The organism is Sphingomonas sp. AC411, from assembly GCF_979253035.1.
Window position 1 is genome coordinate 3,153,383 of sequence record NZ_CEEDAQ010000001.1, and the last position, 22,961, is coordinate 3,176,343.

Annotated in this window: 13 protein-coding genes and 7 pseudogenes; 11 read left to right on the plus strand and 9 right to left on the minus strand. The window is 65.9% G+C overall.

Translation table 11 applies throughout. The features are described from left to right. Nucleotides 1–43 precede the first annotated feature (43 nt). Nucleotides 44–2,149 (minus strand): RelA/SpoT family protein, encoded by a 2,106-nt coding sequence (locus AC0IX7_RS16190; RefSeq protein WP_471812834.1) that lies wholly within the window; start codon nucleotides 2,147–2,149, stop codon nucleotides 44–46. A gap of 185 nt (nucleotides 2,150–2,334) precedes the next feature. Between AC0IX7_RS16190 and AC0IX7_RS16195 the strand changes: the two are divergent. Further along, nucleotides 2,335–2,813, plus strand: a pseudogene (locus tag AC0IX7_RS16195) (winged helix-turn-helix transcriptional regulator). 125 nt (nucleotides 2,814–2,938) lie between these two features. Here the strand turns inward: AC0IX7_RS16195 and AC0IX7_RS16200 are convergent. From AC0IX7_RS16200 to AC0IX7_RS16210, 3 genes and pseudogenes are all read right to left on the minus strand, one after another. Continuing rightward, entirely contained in the window at nucleotides 2,939–3,364 is a 426-nt protein-coding gene (locus tag AC0IX7_RS16200) for an acyl-CoA thioesterase (protein WP_471812835.1), read from the minus strand. Nucleotide 3,365: 1 nt separating this feature from the next. Further along, entirely contained in the window at nucleotides 3,366–4,142 is a 777-nt protein-coding gene (locus AC0IX7_RS16205) for a sulfite exporter TauE/SafE family protein (RefSeq protein ID WP_471812836.1), read from the minus strand. A gap of 11 nt (nucleotides 4,143–4,153) precedes the next feature. Beyond that, nucleotides 4,154–5,361 (minus strand): annotated as a pseudogene (locus tag AC0IX7_RS16210) (LL-diaminopimelate aminotransferase). Between the two features lie 297 nt (nucleotides 5,362–5,658). On the opposite strand from AC0IX7_RS16210, the pseudogene AC0IX7_RS16215 reads away from it, so the two are divergent. The 3 genes and pseudogenes from AC0IX7_RS16215 to clpS all read left to right on the plus strand — a co-directional run bounded on the left by AC0IX7_RS16215 (nucleotide 5,659) and on the right by clpS (nucleotide 8,704). Further along, nucleotides 5,659–7,369, plus strand: a pseudogene (locus AC0IX7_RS16215) (PHA/PHB synthase family protein). Nucleotides 7,370–7,482: 113 nt separating this feature from the next. Next, on the plus strand, nucleotides 7,483–8,187 hold the full coding sequence (locus tag AC0IX7_RS16220) for a phasin family protein (RefSeq protein ID WP_471812837.1): 705 nt from the start codon (nucleotides 7,483–7,485) through the stop codon (nucleotides 8,185–8,187). A gap of 178 nt (nucleotides 8,188–8,365) precedes the next feature. After that, complete coding sequence (clpS, locus tag AC0IX7_RS16225; protein WP_254687073.1) at nucleotides 8,366–8,704, plus strand: ATP-dependent Clp protease adapter ClpS; 339 nt, start codon at nucleotides 8,366–8,368, stop codon at nucleotides 8,702–8,704. 163 nt (nucleotides 8,705–8,867) lie between these two features. Here clpS and AC0IX7_RS16230 read toward each other — a convergent pair whose 3' ends face one another. Further along, entirely contained in the window at nucleotides 8,868–9,551 is a 684-nt protein-coding gene (locus AC0IX7_RS16230) for a Crp/Fnr family transcriptional regulator (RefSeq protein WP_471813914.1), read from the minus strand. Nucleotides 9,552–9,777: 226 nt separating this feature from the next. Between AC0IX7_RS16230 and murA the strand changes: the two are divergent. Next, nucleotides 9,778–11,060, plus strand: a pseudogene (gene murA, locus AC0IX7_RS16235) (UDP-N-acetylglucosamine 1-carboxyvinyltransferase). A 374-nt stretch (nucleotides 11,061–11,434) separates the two neighbouring features. On the opposite strand, the gene phbB reads toward murA, so the two are convergent. From phbB to AC0IX7_RS16255, 4 genes and pseudogenes are all read right to left on the minus strand, one after another. Then, nucleotides 11,435–12,157 (minus strand): acetoacetyl-CoA reductase, encoded by a 723-nt coding sequence (gene phbB, locus AC0IX7_RS16240; RefSeq protein ID WP_056066403.1) that lies wholly within the window; start codon nucleotides 12,155–12,157, stop codon nucleotides 11,435–11,437. Between the two features lie 33 nt (nucleotides 12,158–12,190). Then, nucleotides 12,191–13,140 (minus strand): annotated as a pseudogene (hemH, locus tag AC0IX7_RS16245) (ferrochelatase). A gap of 51 nt (nucleotides 13,141–13,191) precedes the next feature. Further along, nucleotides 13,192–15,376, minus strand: a pseudogene (locus AC0IX7_RS16250) (xanthine dehydrogenase family protein molybdopterin-binding subunit). A gap of 162 nt (nucleotides 15,377–15,538) precedes the next feature. Then, nucleotides 15,539–17,241, minus strand: a pseudogene (locus AC0IX7_RS16255) (class I adenylate-forming enzyme family protein). 37 nt (nucleotides 17,242–17,278) lie between these two features. Between AC0IX7_RS16255 and lgt the strand changes: the two are divergent. From lgt to AC0IX7_RS16285, 6 genes are all read left to right on the plus strand, one after another. Beyond that, nucleotides 17,279–18,211, plus strand: coding sequence for a prolipoprotein diacylglyceryl transferase (gene lgt, locus AC0IX7_RS16260; RefSeq protein ID WP_471812839.1), 933 nt, complete (start codon nucleotides 17,279–17,281; stop codon nucleotides 18,209–18,211). A 175-nt stretch (nucleotides 18,212–18,386) separates the two neighbouring features. Then, on the plus strand, nucleotides 18,387–19,349 hold the full coding sequence (locus AC0IX7_RS16265) for a class I SAM-dependent methyltransferase (protein WP_471812841.1): 963 nt from the start codon (nucleotides 18,387–18,389) through the stop codon (nucleotides 19,347–19,349). Then, nucleotides 19,346–19,858: a GNAT family N-acetyltransferase gene (locus tag AC0IX7_RS16270; RefSeq protein WP_471812842.1), complete on the plus strand. Its 513-nt coding sequence runs from the start codon at nucleotides 19,346–19,348 to the stop codon at nucleotides 19,856–19,858. The genes AC0IX7_RS16265 and AC0IX7_RS16270 overlap by 4 nt, the downstream gene beginning before the upstream one ends. Before the next feature lie 144 nt (nucleotides 19,859–20,002). Then, nucleotides 20,003–20,761 carry a peptidoglycan editing factor PgeF gene (gene pgeF / locus AC0IX7_RS16275; protein WP_471812844.1) on the plus strand — a complete coding sequence of 253 codons (759 nt, stop codon included), beginning with the start codon at nucleotides 20,003–20,005 and terminating at the stop codon, nucleotides 20,759–20,761. Between the two features lie 76 nt (nucleotides 20,762–20,837). Next, entirely contained in the window at nucleotides 20,838–22,184 is a 1,347-nt protein-coding gene (locus tag AC0IX7_RS16280; protein WP_471812846.1) for a cystathionine gamma-synthase family protein, read from the plus strand. A 119-nt stretch (nucleotides 22,185–22,303) separates the two neighbouring features. After that, entirely contained in the window at nucleotides 22,304–22,822 is a 519-nt protein-coding gene (locus AC0IX7_RS16285; protein ID WP_187504279.1) for a phosphoribosyltransferase, read from the plus strand. The last annotated feature ends 139 nt before the right edge of the window (nucleotides 22,823–22,961 follow it).

Below are 22,961 nucleotides of genomic sequence, written 5' to 3' on the forward strand. Positions count from 1 at the left end.
CCCGTCTAGCGCCCGCCGCGCCCGCCGTCATCGTCGGATGTTTCTACACCCGCTCCACGGTATGCACGGCATCCGCTGCACGCAGCCCCGCCATCAGCCGCATCAACTGCTGCACGTCGTGCACCTCGACGTCGATCTCGTTGGTGTGGAAGCTCTTGTCACGCGTATCGAGCCGCAGGTTGATGATGTTCGCCTTGTGCCCGCCGATGATCGTCGAGACGATGCCGAGCGAGCCCGGCTCGTTCTTCACCATCACCGATATCCGCGCGACGGCGCCCTCGGTCTCGTCGCCCCACGCGACATCCACCCAGTCGGTCTCGTTCTCCGAGCGCTCGGCGAGTTCGGCGAGCACCTTGCAGTCGATCGCATGCACCTCGATCCCCGCATCAGGCCGACGCAATCCGACGATCCGGTCGCCTGGCACCGGGTGGCAGCACGTGGCGAGGTCGTAGGCGACACCGGGAGTCAGCCCCTTGATCGAGATCGCGCTCGATTGCGGCGCCAGCGCATGCGTCACGTCCGCACCCGCCGAGCCCGGCATCAACGCCTCCATCACCGCCGCATCGGACAGGGTGCGCCGCGCAATCGCGACCATCAGCGACGATTCATCGGGCAGCTTCAGCCGCTTCAATGCGTGGCTGAGTGCGTCGGTGCCGATCTGCGCGGGCAGGCGGGTGACGATATCCTCGTACAAGGTCTGGCCGAGCGCGGTCTGCTCGACGCGCTCCTTCTGACGCAGATGCCGGCGGATCGCGGCGAGCGCCTTGCCTGTCGTCGCGACGTTCAGCCATTGCGGCTGCGGTGACTGGCCCTTCGAGCGCAGGATCTGCACCTGGTCGCCATTTTCGATCACCGTCGACAGCGGCACGACGCGGCCGTTCACCTTCGCGCCGACCGCCTGGTCGCCGAGATCGGTGTGCACAGCATAGGCGAAGTCGATCGAGGTCGCGCCCTTGGGAAGCTGGATCAGCTCGCCTTTCGGCGTGAACGCGAAGATGCGATCGGTGTACATCGCCATCCGCGTGTGTTCGAGCAGCTCTTCGGGGCTTTCGGCGGTATCGAGGATTTCGACGAGATCGCGAATCCAGCTGACCTGCCGGTCGCTGCCGTTGATCTGCTGCTTGTACGCCCAGTGCGCCGCCAGCCCGAACTCGGCCTGTGCGTGCATATCGGGCGTGCGGATCTGGATCTCGATCCGTGCGCTGTCGGCATGGATCACCGAGGTATGCAGCGAACGATAGCCGTTGCGCTTGGGCGTCGAGATGTAATCCTTGAACCGCCCCGGCACCATCGGCCAGCGCTGATGGATGATCCCGAGCGCGCGATAGCAATCCTCCTCGGTCGGCACGATCGCGCGGAACGCCATCACGTCGGAGAGTTGCTCGAAGCTGATGTGTCGCTCCGACATTTTCCGGAAGATCGAATAGGGATGCTTCTCGCGCCCCGATATCTCCGCCTCGACGCCGGCGCGGGACAGCACCAGCTTCAGGCCGGAGGCGATCTTGGCGATGCGGTCGCCGTCGCCCTTTTTCAGCTGTTCGAGGCGGCGGTTGATCGATTCGGAGGCTTCGGGCTCGAGCTGTTCGAACGCCAGCGACTGCATCTCGCGCATGAACTCGTACATGCCGATCCGCTCGGCGAGCGGCGCGTAGATGTCCATCGTCTCCTTGGCGATGCGACGGCGCTTCTCGGGCTTGGCGATGTGGTGCAGTGTCCGCATGTTGTGCAGGCGGTCGGCGAGCTTCACCAGCAGCACGCGGATGTCGTCGGACATCGCGAGCAGGAATTTTCGCAGATTTTCCGCGGCGCGTTCGTTCTCGGTCTGCGCCTCGATCTTGCTGAGCTTGGTGACGCCATCGACTAGCCGCGCGACCGAGGGGCCGAACAGCCGCTCGATCTCTTCGGGCGTCGCGACGGTATCCTCGATCGTATCGTGCAGGATCGCGGTGGCGATCGTCTCGGCATCGAGGTGCAGGTCGGTGAGGATGCCCGCCACCTCGATCGGGTGGCTGAAATACGGATCGCCGCTCGCGCGCTTCTGGCTCCCGTGCGCCTGCATCGAGAAGACATAGGCACGGTTCAGCAGCGCCTCGTCGGCGTCGGGATCGTAGTCGAGGACGCGATCGACCAGTTCATATTGGCGCAGCACCCGCCATAGATGGGGCCGGGCGGGGACTTTTGGCAACAAAAAGCGTCGCATCACTGTGATCTAGTGGGTGCATCCACGGAGGGCGTCAGCCATTCGCTGGCTCGGCGGCATATAACGCAGGATAACCGGGGCGTTTCGCTTCGGCGGCTTATGCGGTACGCTCGCCCGCGGACGAGGATGACGTGATGGGCAAATTGCGCGAACCATTGCTGGAATGCAGCCTGCCCGCCGCGCTGGAGGCGATGGGCGAGCGCTGGTCGTTCCTGATCCTGCGCGCGGCGTTCAACGGCCTGCATCATTTCGAGGAGTTCCAGTCGGAACTGGGGATCGCGCGCAATATCCTCGCGAACCGGCTGGCGCGGCTGGTCGAGCACGGGATCCTGGCGCGGCAACCTATTCCGGAGGACCGGCGCAAGATCGCGTACGGTCTGACCGACAAGGGTTTCGCGCTGCTACCGACGATGATCGCGCTCAGGCAATGGGGCGAGCGGTGGGAGACGTGCGTGCCGGCGTTCCCGATTTTGGTCGACGCGCGCGATCGACGGCCTTTGCAGCCGGTCTCGGTGCGGGCGCATGACGGGCGCGTGCTGGGGAAGGGGATCTGATCTGGGCGCTGCCTGGGGAAATTGCCGAGGATGGTTTGGCGGCTGAGGCGGCGGAGTAATTTTCTACTGCTCCCCTCCCTGGAAGGGAGGGGCTGGGAGTGGGTCGGCTTGGGGCTGGTGCGGCGCTCGCCCAACGGGCCGACCCACCTCTACCCCTCCCTTTCAGGGAGGGGGGACCGTTGTGTTAGTGGCTTTGTAGCGACTTCAGCAGCGTTCGGATCGTGTCGGGCAGGGGCACGGGGCGGCCTGTTTCCAGATCGACGTGGACGCTGACCATACTGATCACCGTGTGCAACTCACCCGTCTCCGCATGCGCCAGTTCGAAGCGCTTCGTCAGGCTCGTCGTGCCGAGCTTCTCGATCCGCACGAACGCCTCCACCGTATCGCCGAGGCGGAACGGCTTGAGGTAGTCGATCTCGGTCCGGCGGACGTTGAACTCGGTGGTCGGCCAGACCTCCGGCAGCGCCTCGGCAATCCCGGTCCATTCCCAGAACTCGGTGACCGCGACGTCGGCATATTCGAGATAGCGCGAGTTGAAGACGATGCGCTGGCCGTCGATCTCGGCATAGCGCACGCGGAACTTGGTCGAGAAGGCGAAGCCGGGCCGCATGTCAGAAGACCAGGCGGACGCCGACGATCGCGAGCACGGTCGCGAGCACCGGGACCAGCACGCGGTCCGAGACGCGCGTCGCGATCAGGCTGCCGACGATGATGCCGGGGATCGAGCCGATCAGCAGCGACACGAGCAGGTCGACGTCGACCGAGCCCAGAATCCAGTGGCCGATCCCGCCGAGCAGCGTCAGCGGCACCGCATGCGCGATGTCCGAGCCGACCAGCCGGTTGATCGGCAGCGTCGGGTACAGGATCAGGAGGGCGGTCATGCCCAGCGCGCCGGCGCCGACCGAGGTCAGCGAGACGAGTACGCCGAGCACCGCGCCGAGCAGGATCGTCAGCATCGCCTGGCGCTCGCCGCCGACGGTACCCACGCGAGGGGTCAGCCACGTCACGATCTTGCCGCGGAAGAAGGTCGCGACCGCCGACAGGATCAGCGTGATGCCGAGCACTACGGTGATCGCGTGGCCGGTATCGGACGACTTCTCGCCGAGATGGTTGAGCACCAGCAACGTCGCGATCGCCGCGGGGACGCTGCCGGTCGCGAGCCGCCGCACCACGCGCCAGTCGACCGTGCCGCGCCAGCCATGCACCGTCGTCCCGACCGTCTTGGTCGCCGAGGCGTAGAGCAGGTCGGTACCGACCGCGGTGGCGGGGTGGAAGCCGAAGACGAGCACCAGTAGCGGCGTCATCAGCGACCCGCCGCCGACACCCGTCAGCCCGACGATAAGGCCGACGAGCACGCCGGCCACCGAATATAACGGATTGATATCCACGCTGGTGAAGGTCAGCCGGCGCCGCGCGCGGGCGTGTTGACGCCCATCGACTGGAGGTATTTCTTCACGTTGCGCGCCGCCTGGCGGAGCCGCTGTTCGTTCTCGACCATCGCGATCCTCACATAGCCCTCGCCGTTTTCGCCGTAGCCCACCCCTGGGGCGACCGCGACGTGCGCGTGAGTCAGCAATTGTTTGGTGAACTCAAGGCTACCTAAATGCGCGAGGGCGGGCGGCAAAGGCGCCCAGGCGAACATGCTCGCGCGAGGGGACGGGATATCCCAGCCGGCGCGGCCGAAGCTCTCGACCAAGACGTCGCGGCGCTTGTGGTACAGTTGCCGGTTGCGCTCGACGATGTCCTGCGGGCCGTTGAGCGCGGCGCAGGCGGCGGCCTGGATCGGCGTGAACGCGCCGTAATCGAGGTAAGACTTCACCCGCGTCATCGCCGCGATCAGCGTCTTGTTGCCGACCCCGAAGCCCATCCGCCAGCCAGCCATCGAATAGGTCTTGCTGAGCGAGGTGAACTCGATCGCGACGTCCTTCGCGCCCGGCACCTGGAGGATCGACGGGGTCGGCTTGCCATCGAAATACAGCTCCGAATAGGCGAGGTCGGAGATCACCCACAGCTTGTGCTTCTTCGCGAACGCGACGACGCGTTCGTAGAAGGCGAGGTCGACGACTTCGGCGGTCGGGTTCGACGGATAGCCCATCACCAGCACCGACGGCGCGGGGACGGTGAACGCCATCGCGCGCTCGAGGCTCTCGAAATACGCCTCGCCGGGGGTGGTCGGCACCGCGCGGATCGTCGCACCGGCGATGATGAAGCCGAACGTGTGGATCGGATAGGACGGGTTGGGCGCGAGCACGACATCGCCCGGCGCGGTGATCGCGGTGGCGAGGCTGGCAAGGCCTTCCTTCGAGCCCATCGTGACGACGACCTCGGTCTCGGGATCGACGTCGACGCCGAACCGGCGGCCGTAGTAGTTCGCTTGCGCCTTGCGCAGACCGGGAATGCCCTTCGACTGCGAATAGCCGTGGGCGCTGGGTTTGCGCGCGACTTCGACGAGCTTTTCGATGACGTGCTCGGGCGGCGGCAGGTCGGGATTGCCCATGCCGAGATCGATGATGTCCTCCCCGCCCGCGCGCGCCGCCGCCCGCATCGCGTTCACTTCGGCGATGACGTAGGGGGCAAGCGTTTGATGCGGTAGAAGTCTTCGGACATGATCAGCCTCAAGCTGGAGGAGCGGGTTCTGTACCGCAGGTGAGGGGAGGCGTCATCCGCCTCATTCGTCGCGCCTGCGAAAGCTGGGGTATCCGGTCAATCCTCCCCCGCTAGGGGAGGTGGCACCGAAGGTGACGGAGGGGAGGCACACGAAACCTCTGTTCCGTGTCCTCCCCTCCGTCTGGCAAGGGCCAGCCACCTCTTCCTGGCGGGGGAGGGGCGTCAGGTAGTGGCGATGCAGCCACGCTTCCGCTCGACCTACACCTGCGTTAAGCTCCAGGAAAATCAGAGGATGCCATGGCCGATACTCCTTCCGCGCCGAGCCTGCCCGATCTCCAGCATTGGACCTGGGTGATGGGCCGTGCGCAGCAGATGATGATGGAGCAGGGGCTCGCCGCGATGCAGCCGCCGGCCGAGACGATTCCGGTCATTCCCGGCTTCACCGACCCCGCGACGCTGGAACGCGCGCGCGATTTCTGGACCGAGAGCCTGACGCTGTGGCAGCGGTTTCTCGATCCGGCCAAGGCGCCCGAGCCCGCCCCCGTAACTGACAAGCGCTTCAAGGCGCCGCAGTGGCGCGAACCCGTGTTCGACCTGATCCGGCAGAGCTATCAGCTGATCGGCGATCACATGCTGCGCGGCGTCGAGGCGGTCGACGGGCTCGACCTTCGCCAAAGGAGCAGTTGCGGTTCGCAACCAAGGGGTTCGTCGATGCGATGAGCCCGACCAATTTCGCGCTGACCAACCCGCAGGTGATCGAGAAGACGATCGAAACGCGCGGCGAGAATCTGCTCAAGGGTCTGCAGAACATGATGGCGGATCTTGCCCGCGGTCAGGTGACACATACCCCCGACGGTGCGTTCGAACTGGGCCGCAACCTGGCGATGACACCGGGCAAGGTGATCAAGCGCACGCCGCTCTACGAGCTGATCCAATACAGCCCGACCACCGACAAGGTGCTGGCGACGCCGCTCGTGATTTTCCCGCCGTGGATCAACCGGTTCTACATTCTCGACCTGACGCCGGAGAAGAGCTTCATCCGCTGGGCGGTCGAGCAGGGCATCACGGTGTTCATGGTGTCCTGGAAATCCGCCGACGCGAGCATGAAGGATGTCGTCTGGGACGATTATGTCGGCGCGCAGGTCGATGCGATCGACACCGTCCGCGACGCGCTCGACGTGCCGGCGGTGCATACGATCGGCTATTGCGTGGCGGGAACGACGCTGGCCGCGACACTCGCGCTGCTGACCGCACGCGGGCAGGCGGAAAAGGTGGCGAGCGCGACGTTTTTCACAGCCCAGGTCGATTTCGCACAGGCGGGCGAGTTGCAGCATTTCATCGACGACGAGCAGCTTAAGATGGTCGCATCGCTGTCGCCCGAGGGGGTCCTCGACGGGCGCTATATGGCGACGACGTTCAACCTGTTGCGCGGGCGCGACCTGATCTGGAACTACGTCACGCAGAACTACCTGCTGGGGCAGGATTACGTGCCGTTCGACCTGCTCCACTGGAACGGCGACACGACCAACCTGCCGGCGAAATGGCATTTGAGCTATCTGACCGACCTATACCGCGACAATCTGCTGGTAAAGCCGGGCGCGCTCAGTGTGGACGGGACGCCGCTCGATCTCACCAAGGTCAAGACGCCGAGCTATGTCCAGGCGGGGCGCGAGGATCATATCGCGCCGGCGGAAAGCGTCTGGAAGCTGACGCAGCTGTTCGCCGGACCGTTGAAGTTCGTGCTGGCCGGATCGGGGCACATCGCCGGGGTCGTGAATCCTCCAGCCGCGGGGAAGTATCAGTTTTGGACCAATTCCTCCGCGCATACGACGCTGGACGACTTCGTCGCGGGGGCGACGGAGACCAAGGAAGCTGGTGGCCCGACTGGATCGAGTGGTTGCGCGCCGTGGATCCTAAAACCGTTTCCGCGGAAGGGGTTAGGCAGCCCGGCGCGGGGGCGCTTGCGGCACTTGGCGATGCCCCTGGCGATTATGTCAAAACCCGATAGCGCTACCTTCCGTTAACGTCATGGTGCACTGCACAATTTAATTGTGCAGTGCCACGAATCGTGTACAAAGACCGCGACATAACTCCGAAGAGAGTGCGTGGATGGTGGATATCGTGAAACGGACGGCCAAGGCCGGTTCGAAGCTTGCCGCCGCCGCGAAACCGGTGGCTGCCGTAAAGGCCGCGACCGCCAAAGCCTCCGCCCGGACTGTCGCCAAGCCGGCGAAACCGGCACCTGAGCCGATCGCCAAGACGTCGGCACCTCAACCTCTCGCGGCTGCTTTTGTATCGCCGCACCCGGACATTCCCGCCCCGATTCCGGCCACCGCGCCGACGGGGACCCCAGCTAGCGAAACAAAGGACGCCACGATGGACACGATCCAGAGCATCACCGAGAAGACCAAGGCCCTGTTCACGGGTGCGAACACCGCCGAGTATACCGAGCAGGCTAAGGGCGCGATGGAGAAGTCGGCGAAGATGGCGGAAGATTTCGTCGCATTCGGCAAGGGCAACATCGAGGCGCTGGTCGAATCGTCGAAGATCGCCGCGAAGAACGTCGAGGCGCTCGGGCAGGAAGCCGCCGAGTACGCCAAGACCTCGTTCGAGAGCGCGACCGAAGCCGCCAAGACGCTCGCCGCCGCCAAGTCGCCGACCGAGTTCATGAAGCTCCAGGGCGATTACGCGCGCACGGCGTTCGACACGATGATCGCCGAGGGTTCGCGCTCGACTGAGCGGATGCTGAAGATGTTCGGCGAGTTCGCGCAGCCGATCTCGAACCGCGTTGCGGTCGCGACCGACAAGATGAAGGTCTCGTCGTAAGTCGATTGCGCGCCGCCTTCGGGTAGTGCGATACGAAAGGGGCGGCCGTCATGCGACGGTCGCCCCTTTTCGTTTGTGGATTTTGTGCGACGTGTCCGGGCGCCCCCTTGCCCTTGCCCCCGGCATGCCATATTTTGGCAGCATGGTGTTGACCCCCGAATTGAAGCTGGCCGCGATGATGGCCGAGCGCCGCGACGATGGTGGCGAGGATGGCAATGACGGCACTGGCGCCGGCGTTGCGACCAAGACGCGCGCGAAGACCAAACAGCCGACGCCGTACCGTGTGCTGATGCTCAACGACGATTACACGCCAATGGAATTCGTCGTGCTGTGCCTCCAGCGCTTCTTCCGGATGGACATGGAGGCGGCGACTCGCGTGATGCTCCATGTGCATCAGAAGGGCGTCGGGGTCTGCGGTACGTTCAGCTACGAGGTGGCCGAGACCAAGGTGTCGCAGGTCATGGATTTCGCCCGCCAGAACCAGCATCCGCTGCAGTGCACGCTCGAGAAGGCGTGAGCCTGACGCTCTGAGATGATCCGTCACTTCTTCTGATCCTCCCCGCCAGGGGAGGTGGCTAGCCCTTGCCAGACGGTGGGGGCGGATACGGAGCGAGGGTTGGCGCATACCTCCCCTCCGTCACCTTCGGTGCCACCTCCCCTGGCGGGGGAGGATCGAGAGTCTACCGGGCGGGTGGCAACCAGCGCAGGTCGAGACCGTCGAACCGGTCGATGTAATTCGCCGCCTGCGCCAATTGCACCTCGTTGAGCAGAGTCACCCGGCCCGCCTCGCGCCGGATCAGGCCGTCCTCTTCCAGTTGCCGCAGCATCCGGTTGACGTGCACCGCGGTGAGCCCGGTGGCGTCGCCGATCTCCTCCTGGGTCAACCCGAGCGTGAAGCTGTTGCCGAGCGCTTGGTCGCGCAGCCGCATCCGGTTGCGCATCTCGATCAGCAGCGCCGCGATCCGCGCCTTCGCCGAGGTGCGGCCGAGCGCGGCGAGCCGGTCGGTCAGCGCCACCTTCTCCATCTGGTTCATCACCATGATGATCGCCGACAGCCGCGGATGATCGGTGACCAGTGCGGTCATCGCCGCGCGATCGAACGGGCACACCGTGCAATCGGTCAGCGCGACCACCGTTTCGGGCGAGTCACGATAGACGAGCGCGGACACCGCCAGCATGTCGCCGGCATAGAGGAAGCGGAGGATCTGGCGGCTGCCGTCGTCGAGCAGCACATAGCTCATCGCCATGCCGCGCTGGAGGATGAAGAGTTCGGACTGCGGATCGTTCTCCCGCAGCAGGATCGCACCACGACGCAGTTCGCGCGGGCGCTCCTCAAACCGCGCTAGCGCAGCCGCTTCGTTCATCGACAGGTCGATGAGATCGCCGACGCGGTCGGCGAAGCAGCTGTCCGGCACTCTGAAATGGTCCCCCATGTTGGTGGAGACACAGAGCAAAGCTATGATTCCCGCGCATTAAAGTCGATCAAGCGCGGGCATTAGCGCGACCCGGACTTTGGCTCTCTCGTCGCCTCCCGGCATGTCGCGGCGTGCGGGCCCTTGCGCGGACCGCCAGCCGCGATAGACACCCGGGATGGACCGTATTCTCATTCGTGGCGGCAATCGCCTGTCCGGGCGCCTGCCCATTTCCGGTGCGAAGAACGCCGCGCTCACGCTGATGCCGTGCGCGTTGCTGACCGAAGAACCGCTGACGCTGCGCAACCTGCCGCGGCTGGCGGACGTCGACGGCTTCGGCCATCTGCTCAACCAGCTTGGCGCGTCGACCGCGATCCAGGGGACGCGGCCCGAGGATTTCGGCCGGGTGATGACGATCCGCGCGGGTAACCTCACCTCGACCGAGGCGCCGTACGACATCGTGCGGAAGATGCGCGCGTCGATCCTGGTGCTCGGGCCGTTGCTTGGGCGTGGCGGCGAGGCGACGGTGTCGCTGCCGGGCGGCTGCGCGATCGGCAACCGGCCGATCGATCTCCACCTGCGCGCGCTCGAGGCGATCGGTGCCGAGCTCGAGATGGCGGCGGGCTATGTGAAGGCGATCGCGCCGGGTGGTCGCCTCCGGGCGGACGCTTCCGCTTCCCGATCGTGTCGGTGGGCGCGACCGAGAACGTCGTGATGGCCGCGGTGCTCGCTAAGGGCACGTCGGTGATCGAGAACGCCGCGCGCGAACCCGAGATCGTCGACCTGTGCAACTGCCTGGTCGCGATGGGTGCGTCGATCGACGGGATCGGCACCGAAACGCTGACGATCGAGGGCCGCGACCGGCTGCACGGCGCGACCTATGCGGTGATGCCCGACCGGATCGAGGCGGGCAGTTACGCGTGCGCGGCGGCGATCACGGGTGGCGACCTGGAGCTGGTCGGTGTGGCGATCCCGGACATGGGCGCGACGATCGATGCGCTGGTCGAGGCGGGCGTATCGGTAACGCCGACCAAGGACGGCGTGCGCGTCGCGTCCGACGGTCAGCTAAAGCCGCTGACGCTGTCGACCGCGCCCTACCCCGGGTTCGCGACCGACATGCAGGCGCAGTTCATGGCCATGCTGTGCAAGGCGGACGGCGCCAGCGTGCTGACCGAGACGATCTTCGAGAACCGCTACATGCACGTGCCGGAGCTGGCGCGGATGGGCGCGGATATCCAGGTTCGGGGGCGGACCGCGGTAGTGCGTGGCGTGGACAAGCTTGTGGGTGCGCCGGTGATGGCGACCGATCTACGGGCTTCGATGAGCTTGATCTTGGCGGGGCTTGCGGCGGATGGCGAGACGTCGGTGGGGCGGGTGTATCATCTCGACCGCGGATATGAGCGGTTGGAGGAGAAGCTGAGCGCGGTTGGGGCGGATATTGAGCGTGCCAGCGACGGGTGAGGGCTTGGTGTCGTAGCTTGGAGCCGGGTTTTAGCCCTCTCCCCTCCGGGGAGAGGGTTGGGTGAGGGGCTGTTCCGGGCGATGCACTGTTTGGCTGCCCCTCACCCCGACCCTCTCCCCGGAGGGGAGAGGGAGTAGGTTGGCAGGCATAGCGGTGGTTCGGTTTAAGCAGTGCGATCTTTGCTAGTTCCCCCGCGAAGGCGGGGGCCCAGGATCAAGCAGGACCGCCGTTGGTATTCCGGTAGACCTCTAGTCAGCGCCGCCGGCAAAGCCGCCGTCGGACGGGTTCGGTGAACCGACCCGCCGTCCGTGCCGGGCGCTGCCCGCCTCGCTTCGCTGGCGGGCAACGGCGCGGTTTTCCGCGCCTGCGCCCGTCAGTACATGTGCTGCCCGCCATTAATGCTCAGCGTAGACCCAGTAACGAACCCGCCCTCTTCCGAGCACAGAAACGCCACGCCGCGCGCGATCTCGGTCGCCTGACCAAGCCGCCCGACCGGGATCTTCGCGACGATCTTCTCCAGCACGTCGGCTGGCACCGCCGCCACCATATCCGTGTCGATATACCCCGGCGCGATCGCGTTCACCGTCACGCCGGCGCGCGCGCCCTCCTGCGCCAAGGCTTTCGTGAAGCCATGGATGCCGGACTTGGCCGCAGCGTAGTTCACCTGGCCGTATTGCCCGGCCTGGCCGTTGATCGAACCGATGTTGACGATCCGCCCCCATTTGCGCGTGCGCATGCCGGGGAAGACTGCTTTGGCCATGTTGAAACAACCGCCAAGATTGGTGTCCATCACCTCTTTCCAATCCTGGTAGGTCATCTTCAGGATCGTGCCGTCGCGGGTGATGCCGGCGTTGTTCACGACGATATCGACGTCGCCCAGATCGGCGGCGACCTGCGCGCAGCCGGCCTGGCACGCGTCGTAATCGGCGACGTCCCATTTATACGCCTTAATCCCGGTGCGCTCGGTGAATTCGCGGGCCCGGTCGTCGTTGCCGGCATAGGTTGCCGCTACGGTCAGGCCCATGTCCTGCAATGCGAGGCTGATCGCTTCGCCGATTCCGCGCGTACCACCGGTTACAATTGCGACGCGTGCCATCAGTCTCTCCTAGGTTCAGCCTTTTGCGGAAGGCTAACCAGCCCGCACCCATCCTTCAAGCTCGCGTGCCAAAATGCTGCGCAACATTTCCACGCCGACGGGGCTGTCGTTGAGGCAGGGGAGGTAGGCGAAATGCGTGCCGCCCGCTTCCTCGAAGCTCTCGCGGCCGCGGATCGACAGTTCCTCCAGCGTCTCGAGACAATCGGCGGAGAAGCCCGGCGCGAAGATCGCCACCTTGGTCTTGCCGGCCTTCGCCAGTTCGACAAGCGTCTCGTCGGTGGCCGGCCCCAGCCACTTCTGCGGGCCGAACCGCGACTGGAACGCGATCGTCAACGCGCGACCCATGCGCTCGCCGAGCAACCGCGCGGTCTTCTGGCAGTGGCAATGATACGGATCGCCCTGCTGCAACGTCCGCTTCGGCATCCCGTGGAAGCTGGCCACGATCGCGTCAGGGGTGAAATCGAGCGCGGCAAGGCCCTCCTCAGGGAGTCCTTCAATGCGTCGATATACAGCGTGTCGTCATAGTAAGGCGGGAGCGTCCGGATCGCCGGCTGCCAGCGCAACCCCGCGAGATGCTTGAACGCCTTGTCGTTTGCCGTCGCGGTCGTTGCTGCGCAATATTGCGGGTAGAGCGGCGCGAGCAGAATGCGTTCGCAGCCCGCCGCCTTCATCGCGGTCAATCGGTCCGCGATCGACGGATTGCCGTAGCGCATCGCCCAGTCGACCAGCACTTCCGGTCCGAACGAATCCTTCAGCGCCGCCGCCTGCAATCGGGTGATGGCGGCCAGCGGCGAGCCATCGTCGCGCCAGACCTGCGCATAGGCGTGCGCGGACTTTTTCGGGCGCGTGTTGAGGATGATGCCGCGCAATATCGGCTGCCACGCGATCTGCGGGATCTCGACGACGCGCAGATCGGACAGGAACTCGCCGAGATAGCGCTTTACCGATTTCGCATCGGGGCCATCGGGCGTGCCGAGGTTCATCAGCAGAACGCCGATCTTGGGGCGGGAAATCGGGGGTGATCGGGGGCAGGGTCATGGCGCTGGTCTTAAAGGCAAATTGCGGATGCGGAAGCCCGTTGACGCATAGAGTGCATTGGCGATCGCCGGGACGACCGCGGGGACGCCGAGTTCGCTGACGCCGCCGGGGCTTCGTCGCTGCGGATCAGCTCGACGGTGATGTCGGGCGTGTCGGCGAGGCGGGGCAGGGCGATCGTGCCGAACCCGCGTGCGTCGGCAAGGCCGCGGGTGAAACCGGTCGATGCTCCCAAGGCGGACGCCATGCCGAAGATCAGACCGCCCTCGATCTGCTGGCGGACGATGTCGGGGTTGATCTGGGCGCCGCAATCGACTGCGGCGACGAGGCGATCAACGACCGGGCGCTGGTTCGGGCCCATGTGCGCCTCGGCCATCACGGCGATGTAGCTGCCTCGGAATGTGTGGCACGCAATCCCCTGGCCGCTGCCGGCGACGCCGCCGTTCCAGCCGCCGAGCGCCGCCGCGGTCGACAGGCAGCGGGCGAGTCGTGGGTCGCCCTCGAGCATGCCGATGCGGAACGACATCGGTTCGGACTGGGCCGCGCGCGCGAGTTCGTCGAGGAAGCATTCGGTGAAGAACGCGGTGTATCCATGTGCGCCGCCGCGGAGGTGGCCGGTCGGGATGCCGATCTCGGCGGGGTGGTGGTCGATCGCATAGGCGGGGATGCGGTAGGCGGGCGTCGCGCCGGCCACGGCGTAGCGATCGCCCTTGGTGCCGATCATTGCGGCTTCGGTGGCTAGCCCCGGTATCATGCGGCGTGCCATTTCGGCGCCGGTGGCGGGGCGGCGATGGTCGCGCTCCAGCCCATGATCGCGCCGTTGGGGGCGAGGCGTGCGGCCATCTTCGCGACTGCCGGTGCGCGGTAGTGGTCGTTGAGCGAGTCCTCGCCGCGCGACCAGACGAGGCTGACCGGGCGGCGGAGTTTGAGCGCGAGGACGGCGGCTTGCTCGGCGACGTCGTGTTCGAGTGCTGCGCCGAACGATCCGCCGATCAGCATCGGGTGGACGACGACCGCCTCCTCGCTGAGGTTCGCTGCGCGCGCTGCTGCCGATCGTGCAAGACCGGGGGCTTGAGTCGCTAGCCAGAGTTCGAGGCGGCCATTCGAGAAGGAGGCGGTCGCGCTGCGGGTCTCGATCGCTGCGTGCAGGCCGATACCGGCGCGGTAGGTTGCGGTGACGAGCTTGGCGCCCTGGAACGTCGCGGCGACGTCTCCGGTCTCCGCCATCCGCATGCCGGGACGTGCGAGCGCGGCGTCCAGGGCTGCGTCGATCGACTCTGTGTCCGGGAGCAGGGCGTCGTTCTCGAACCGTGGCGCGAGCGCGTCGAGCGCCTTTGTGCGGCCCACCCTGTCGTCGCGACTGCGGCCACCCAGCGCGGGTTCTCGACGACCGAGAGCACCCCTCGGATGCGATCGGCAGCGGCGCGGTCGACTCTGGTCAGGCGACCGCCGACCGGACCCTGGCGGATCGCGGCGTGGACCATGTCGGCGAGGCGTACGTCCCCGGCGAAGTTGGCCGAGCCATCGACCTTCGAGGGCGTGTCGAGGCGGGGGACGGACTTGCCGACGAGCTTGCCCGCGCCCTGGATGCCGAGCGGGAGGGGGTCGGGGAGCGTGAACTTCGCGGCCTCCTCGGCGAGTTCGGCGAAGCGGATGCGCTTGGCTTGGTATGTGCAGAAGCCGGCCTCGACGGCGACTTGGGTCCAGTCGGCGTCCCAGCGCTTGGCCGCTGCCATGCAGAGCAGCGCGCGGGCGCCTGCACCGGCCTCGCGGCAGGCTTGCTCGAACATCCGGATCGAACTGGATCCGCCGGTCAGCATCGGCGGCTGCGCGGTGCCATCCGGGAGGCGGTCGAACAGGCCTTCGAACAGGTCGTGCGTGCCGATCGGGTTGGCGTAGAGCGGGTTCAGGGGGCGGGCTCGACGCCGATCGTGCGCCAGTCCGCGCCGAGCTCGTCCGCGACGATCTGGGGAGGGTAGTGCAGACGCCTTGGCCGTGTTCGACCTGTGGGACGGCGACGGTGACGTGGCCATCGGTGCCGATCTTGAGCCATGCGCCGAACGGGGTTTCGCCGGGGTTGGCGACGAGATTGGGGGCGTAGGTTCGGGGCCAGAGGCTCCAGACTACGACGAGGCCGACGCCCGCGCCTCCGCTAATGAGTAGGCCGCGCCTGTTGATCGTCATGCTGACCGCTCTAATCCTTCTCCCCCACGGGGAGAAGGTGGCGCGGCAGCGTCGGATAAGGGGAAGTGGGTCTTCGGGACCGTGCCGGGAGTCTCACTGCCCCTCACCCTTCCGTCGCCTAACGGCTCCTCCCTCCCTCTCCCCGGAGGGGCGAGGGAGAGCTTAGGCCATCGCTCTATACGTTGCCTTGAGCGAGACCTTGTCGATCTTCTCCGTCCCCAGCCTCGGCAGCGGCTGCTCCGAAATCCAGATCCGCTGCGGCACCTTGAACGCGGCGATGTGCTGGTGGAGGAACGCGGCCAAGTCGTCCGAGGTCAGTGTCTCGCCGTCCTGCGGCACGACCACCGCGCCCGGCACCTCGCCGAAGCGCTCGTCCGCAAGGCCGAACACCGCGGCCTCTGCGACTGCTGGATGCTCGTACAGCGCCGCCTCCACCTCCTGGCACGAGATGTTCTCGCCGCCGCGAATGATGATGTCCTTCTTGCGGTCGACGATGAACAGATAGCCGTCCTCGTCGAGGTAACCGATGTCGCCGGTGCGGAAATAGCCGTCCGCGGTGAACGCCGCGGCGGTCGCGTCGGGGCGGTTCCAATATTCCTTGAAGTTGCAGATCGAGCGGATGCAGACCTCGCCGCGTTGGCCCTGGTCGACCGGGTGGCCGGCATCGTCGAGGATCGCGAGGTCGACCAAAGGCGCGCCGGGGCGGCCGGCAGAATTGGGCTTGGCGAGGTAGTTGCTGCGCCAGTTGCCGGTGCCGACGGCGTTGGTTTCGGTCAGGCCGTAGCCGATCAGCGGTGCGCCCCCTTGCCATCCGGACCGCCCATCTCCTCGTCAAAGCGGCGGACGTGATCGACCGGGCGCGGGGCGCCACCCGCGGCGAAATCGGTGACGGTCGACAGGTCGTAATTGGCACGATCGGGGTGATTGAGGATCTCGAAGCTCATCAAGGGCACGCCGACGAAATACGTGACGCCCTCCGCCTCGATCAGCCGCATCGCCTCGCCCGCATCCCATTTCGGCATCAGCACCAGCTTGCGGCCCATTGCGAAGCTCTGGAGAAACACGGGGACTTCGCCGGTGATGTGGAACAGCGGGATCGTCAGCAGCGTGACCGGCTGGCCGACCGGCGGATTGCCTTGCGCGGTGGCGATGCCGACCATCATCATTGCCTGGCTGAGATAGTTGAAGATGCCCTGCACGATCGCGCGGTGCTCGGACAGCGCGCCCTTCGACTGGCCGGTCGAACCGCTGGTGAACAGGATCGTCGCATGATCCTCCGGCCCGAGCAGCGGCAGATCGGCGGTGTGATCGTCCTTCGCGAACACGGCTCCGAGCGCTTCGGCAAGCGGTCGCGAATCGTCTATCTCGACCACCGGTGCGCGCAGGGCCGCGATCTGCGCCAATCGCTTCACGCGGGGTGGATCGGCGAATACGAGGGAGCAATCGACCTCGCCGATCGCCGTTTCCAGTTCCTCCGACTGCCACCAGCCGTTGAGCAACGTCGCGACGCCGCCGGCCATGACGATGCCCATGTAGAGCACGATCCACGACGGCGAATTGCGCATCGCGATGCCGACCCGGTCGCCCTTCGTGATGCCGTACCCGCCGACGAGGGCGCGCGCGGTGCGCTCCGCGGCAGCGTAGACTTCGCCGAACGTCAGCCGCTCGGCGCCCGATACCAGGAAGACGGCGTCGCGGTGCTCGTTGGCATAGTGTGCGAAATAATAACTGAGGGCAGGCGGCGCGGCGGCGATCGTCGGCAGCTTTACCCCGAACCGCTCGACCGAACCGAGCGCCAGCATGCCGTCGGGCGCGGTCAGCGCGGCCATCGTCGAATCCATAGCTAGGTCTAGCTCGGTCCGCATATCGCTCTCCTACTTGGTCTTATCGTTATCGGTCTTTATGCAGGGGCGAACGCGTGGGGAAAAGCCTTTGATCCTGTCGACCATTACCGCCGCTGCGGGCGTAGCGCCTGCCGCCGGCAGTCACATCCGTTTCGAGGATCTGGGGCTCCACCCTGACGTCTTCTCGATCGGCTTCTTCACGCTGCGCTGGTACAGCCTTGCCTATATCGGCGGCATCCTGCTCGGCTGGTGGTATCTGCTGAAGCTGCTGGCACAGCCCGGCGCACCGATGGCGCGGCGGCATGCCGACGACCTAGTGTTCTACGCGACGCTCGGCATCATCCTCGGCGGGCGGCTCGGTTACGTGATCTTCTACGCGCCCGAGATGTTCCTGCATCCGCTGCGCATCTTCCGGCTCTGGGATGGCGGCATGTCGTTCCACGGCGGGGTGATCGGCACGTCGATCGGGCTGATCCTGTTTGCGCGGAAACACCAGCTCAACTGGTTGCGGGTGCACGATTATATCGCGTGCTGCGTGCCCTTCGGGCTGTTCTTCGGGCGGCTGGCGAACTTCGTGAATGGCGAGCTCTGGGGCAAGCCGACCGACGTCGCTTGGGGAATCATCTTCGAGCGCACCGTGCCGTTCGGGATGGTCGAGCCTGCACGGCACCCGAGCCAGCTCTATGAAGCCGGGCTGGAGGGCATCCTCCTGTTCGCGCTGCTCTGGTTCGCGTTCTGGAAGACCAAGGCGCGCTACGATCCGGGCAAGCTCGTTGGACTGTTCGTGCTGGGATACGGCCTCGCCCGGTTCACGGCGGAGTTTTTCCGCGAGCCCGATCTGCAGTTGCGGGCCTTTGCCGAGTCGACCGGGCTGCACATGGGGCAGTGGCTGTGCGTGCCGATGATTCTCGGCGGCGCGTATCTGGTCGCGACGTCGGCGAAGCGGCGGGTGCGGGTCGAGTCGATCGCGGGTACGCAGAGCGTCGCCTAGCTCCCCTTCCGCTTGCGGGAGGGGTTGAGGAGGGCATGGCCGCAAACGTCATGGCCAAAGATAATCCAGCCCCTCCCTAACCCCTCCCGCAAGCGGAAGGGAAATCGACACCGCCCTCCCGGAACGCCTTGCCCGCGCGATCGCGCTCGCGGGTCCGATCCCCGTCGCGCAATATATGGCCGCCGCGAACGCGCATTATTATGCGACGCGCGATCCGTTGGGGGTGGCGGGCGACTTCACCACTGCGCCCGAGATCAGTCAGATGTTCGGCGAGTTGATCGGCCTGTGGTGCGCCGACCTTTGGGATCGGGCGGGGCGGCCGGATGTGGCCTGGGTCGAACTCGGGCCGGGCCGCGGGACGCTGGCTGCCGATGCCTTGCGGGCGATGGCGAAGGCGGGGCTCGAGCCACCGGTGCATTTCGTCGAGACTAGCCCAGCGCTGCGAAAGGCGCAGGCCGAGCGCGTGCCTGCCGCCATCTGGCATGACGCGATCGACACGCTGCCGACCGATCGCCCGCTGATCGTCGTCGCCAACGAGTTCTTCGACGCGCTGCCGATCCGCCAGCTTGTCAAGCGCGAGCAGTGGCATGAGCGGCTCGTCGCCGCGCAGGACCTGCTGTTCCTGCCGATCGCGGGCAAGCCGCTGCCCGATGCGGTGATTCCCGGACCATTTCGCGAGGCTCCCGTCGGTTCGATTCTCGAAACCTCGCCTGCGGCCGTCACGATCATCCGCGGCCTTGCCAAGCGGATCGCGGCGCAGGGCGGCGCGTTGATCGCGGTCGATTATGGATACGAGGGCCCTGCTCTCGGCGACACGTTGCAGGCTGTGCGCGGGCATGCGTTCGCGAATCCGTTCGAGGCGCCCGGCGAGCACGACCTGACCGCGCATGTCGACTTCACCACGCTCGCCGCCGCAGCGCAGACCGAGGGTGCGGTCGCCTGGGGGCCGGTTAGCCAGCGCGATCTGCTCGGTGCATTAGGCATCGATTCGCGCACGTCGGCGCTGGCAAAGGCATCGCCCGATCGCGCCGAGGCGTTGGGGGCGGATCGGAGCAGGTTGATGGACGACATGGGTACGCTCTTCAAAGCGCTTGCGATCACTGCGCCGTCCTGGCCGAGCCCGGCGGCGTTCTCATGATCGTTTACCGCAATGCCGTGCCGGGTGATGGCGCAGAACTTGGCGCGATGGCGAAGCGGTCGTTCACCGACACGTTCGGCACATTGTACCGGCCCGAAGACCTTGCCGTGTTTCTCGACCAGACGTTCGGGGAGGAGGGGCTTCCGGCGCAGCTGTCCGACCCTGCCTACACGGTGCGCGTCGCGGTGGACGAGGCGGGTGAAATCGTTGGGTTTGCGAAGATCGGACCTGTCGTGTTTCCGGGCGACTGGCCTGCGACCGCTATCGAACTTCATCAGCTTTATGTGCGTGGCGACCAGCATGGCGCGGGCGTCGGCCCGGCGTTGATGGACTGGGCGATCGATGTCGCGCGCGCCGAAGGCCGGACGGAGATGATCCTCAGCGTTTATGTGGATAATGCGCGGGCGATCCGGTTCTACGAGCGCTACGGCTTCGTCGATATCGGGCGGTATGTGTTCATGGTCGGCGAGCAACCTGATGATGATCGGATCATGCGGCTCGTGTTGTGATGGTCGATATCATCAGCCACCACCCCGGCGGAGGCCGGGGCCCAAGTGGAAAGGTCGTTGTAACGATGCGCAGTCCTCTGGCAGCGACGTCCCCAATTGGGCTCCGGCCTTCGCCGGGGTGGATGTCTGGGTGGGGCGCTGGATATGACCATCGACGTCATCCGCGCGAAGGCGTTAGGCGATATCCAGCACGGCTTTCTTGGCCGGCGTGGCGGCATGTCGACCGGTGCTTATGCGAGCCTCAACGTCGGTATCGGCTCCGACGACGATCCCGCCAGCATCGTCGAGAACCGTCGTCGCGCTACCGATGCGGTACTGCCGAGCGCGAGGCTCGTCGGTCTCTATCAGGTCCACTCCGCCGACGCGGTCACCGTGATAGAGCCGTTCGACGACGCCATCCGTCCGCACGCCGACGCGCTGGTCACCAATCGGCCCGGCCTCGCGCTCGGCATTCTCACCGCGGATTGCGCACCGGTGCTGTTCGCAGACGCGCAAGCCGGCGTTGTCGCCGCCGCGCATGCGGGCTGGAAGGGCGCGCTCGGCGGCGTCACCGATGCGACGATTCTCGCGATGGAAGCGATCGGCGCGCACCGCGACCGGATCGTCGCCGCGGTCGGGCCGTGCATCGCGCGCGCCAGCTACGAGGTCGACGAGGCGTTTATCCGCCGGTTCTGCGAGTCGGAACTGGAGAATGAGCGCTTCTTTGCGGATGGCCGTGCGGATCATTACCAGTTCGACCTGGAGGCCTATGTCGTCAGCCGGCTCGCCGTGGCGGGGATCGGGCGGATCGAAGCGCTCGGGCTGGATACCTATACCGACGAGGACCGGTTCTTCAGCTATCGCCGCGCGACCCATCGCGACGAGCCCTCCTACGGTCGTCAGATCAGCATCATCGGCCTGTAACGGGTCCCAAATCCCGCATTGCTCGTTTAGGTTCGGCACATCGGCCCGCGCCAGACGGGCCACGCAGGAGCATATGATGTCCGATACCCCGAATAACGCCGGCGCCATCCCCACCGAAACCGAAGCCGACCTGACCGGCGTAGCGGCACGCGTCGCGCCGAAGCCCGAGGTCGAGAAAATCGGTGGGCGCAAGCTGAAGCCGTCGACGCTGATGATGGGCCATGGCTATGATCCATCGCTGTCGGAAGGCTCGCTGAAGCCGCCGATCTTCCTTACCTCGACGTTCGTCTTCCCCAACGCGGCGGCGGGCAAGCGTCACTTCGAAGGCGTCACCGGCAAGCGGCCGGGCGGTGCCGAGGGCCTCGTCTATTCGCGCTTCAACGGGCCGAACCAGGAGATCCTCGAGGATCGCCTCGGCGTGTGGGAAGAGGCGGAGGATGCGCTCGCTTTCTCGTCGGGCATGTCGGCGATCGCCACGCTGTTTCTCGCGATGGTCAAGCCGGGCGACACGATCGTCCATTCGGGGCCGCTTTATGCGGCGACCGAGACGCTGATCGGCCGCGTGCTCGGTAAGTTCGGCGTGAAGTGGCTCGACTTCCCCGCCGGTGCGACGCGCGAGGAGATCGACGCGGTGATGACCGAGGCCGCGACCGGCAACGTCGCGCTGATCTATCTGGAAAGCCCGGCGAACCCCACGAATGCGCTGGTCGACGTCGAGGCGGTTGCCGCCAGCCGTGACGCGATCTTCAAGGGTGAGAAACCGCCGATCGCGATCGACAACACCTTCCTGGGGCCGCTCTGGTTCCAGCCGCTCAAGCATGGCGCGGACATCGTCGTCTATTCGCTGACCAAATATGTCGGCGGGCATTCCGATCTGGTCGCGGGCGGGGTGCTCGGCACGAAGGAGCATATCAACACGATCCGGACGATGCGGAACACGATCGGGACGATCACCGATCCGAATACCGCGTGGATGTTGCTGCGATCGCTGGAGACTTTGGAACTGCGGATGAGCCGCGCGGGCGAGAATGCTGCGAAGGTCTGCGGCTTCCTGCGGCATCATCCGAAGGTCGAGCGCGTTGCGTATCTCGGCTTCCTAGAGGACGAGCCCGGCATGGAGCGGCAGGCGGACATCTATCGCCGTCATTGCACCGGCGGTGGCTCGACCTTCTCGCTGTATCTGAAGGGCGGCGAGCGGGAGAGCTTCGCGTTTCTCGATGCGCTGAAGATCGCCAAGCTCGCGGTGTCGCTCGGCGGGACCGAGACGCTGGCGAGCCATCCGGCGGGGATGACGCATCTGTCGGTGCCCGATGCGCGGAAGCAGGCGCTGGGGATTACGGACAACCTCGTCCGGATTTCGATCGGGGTGGAGGATCCGGACGATCTGATCGCCGATTTCGAGCAGGCGCTGGAGACGATCTGAGTTGTGTCTCCCGCGAACGCGGGAGTTCAGGGTTAGGATCGCTGCACCTCTAACCCTGGGCTCCTGCTTTCGCAGGAGAACGGCTAGCTCTCGCAACGGCAAGTCGGTAGCGTCCAAGAATGCCGATCTTCACCCCTATCCCGCAGCACGAGTTCGTCGCCGCGATCCACATCCTCGCCGCCAAGCTGGTCGAGGATACCGAGTGGAAACCCGATTACATCATCGGGATTGGTCGTGGCGGTCTCGTGCCGGCAGTGTTCCTCAGCCACGCGATCGGGTTGCCGACGCTGTCGGTCGATTATTCCAGCCAGGTGAAGGACTTTGCCGACGAGCCGCTGGTGAAGCTGGCCGCGCGCACGCGCAATGGCGAGCGGCTGTTGTTTCTCGACGATATCAATGATTCGGGGCGGACGATCACGCATTTGCGTGGGGCGCTGGCTGCAGCGGGGGCGGTCGAGGGGGCGGTGCGGTTTGCCATGCTGATCGATAACCTCAGTTCGGCGGAGCGGATCGAGTATAGCGCGCGGGTTATCGACCGGGCGGTGACCAAGGACTGGTTCGTGTTTCCTTGGGAGGCGGTCGCGCCCGCTGCGGCGATTGCCGAGGACGCGGCGGAGGTGCCCGAGCGGATTGCCTGACTGAGCTTCTCCCCTCCCTGGAAGGGAGGGGCCGGGGTGGGTTGGCCAGTTTTAGTCGCAACCGTGCCGGGATACGGAAACCGACCCACCCCCAACCGCTCCCGTCCAGGGAGGGGAGCAATAAACGAACAAAGGGCCG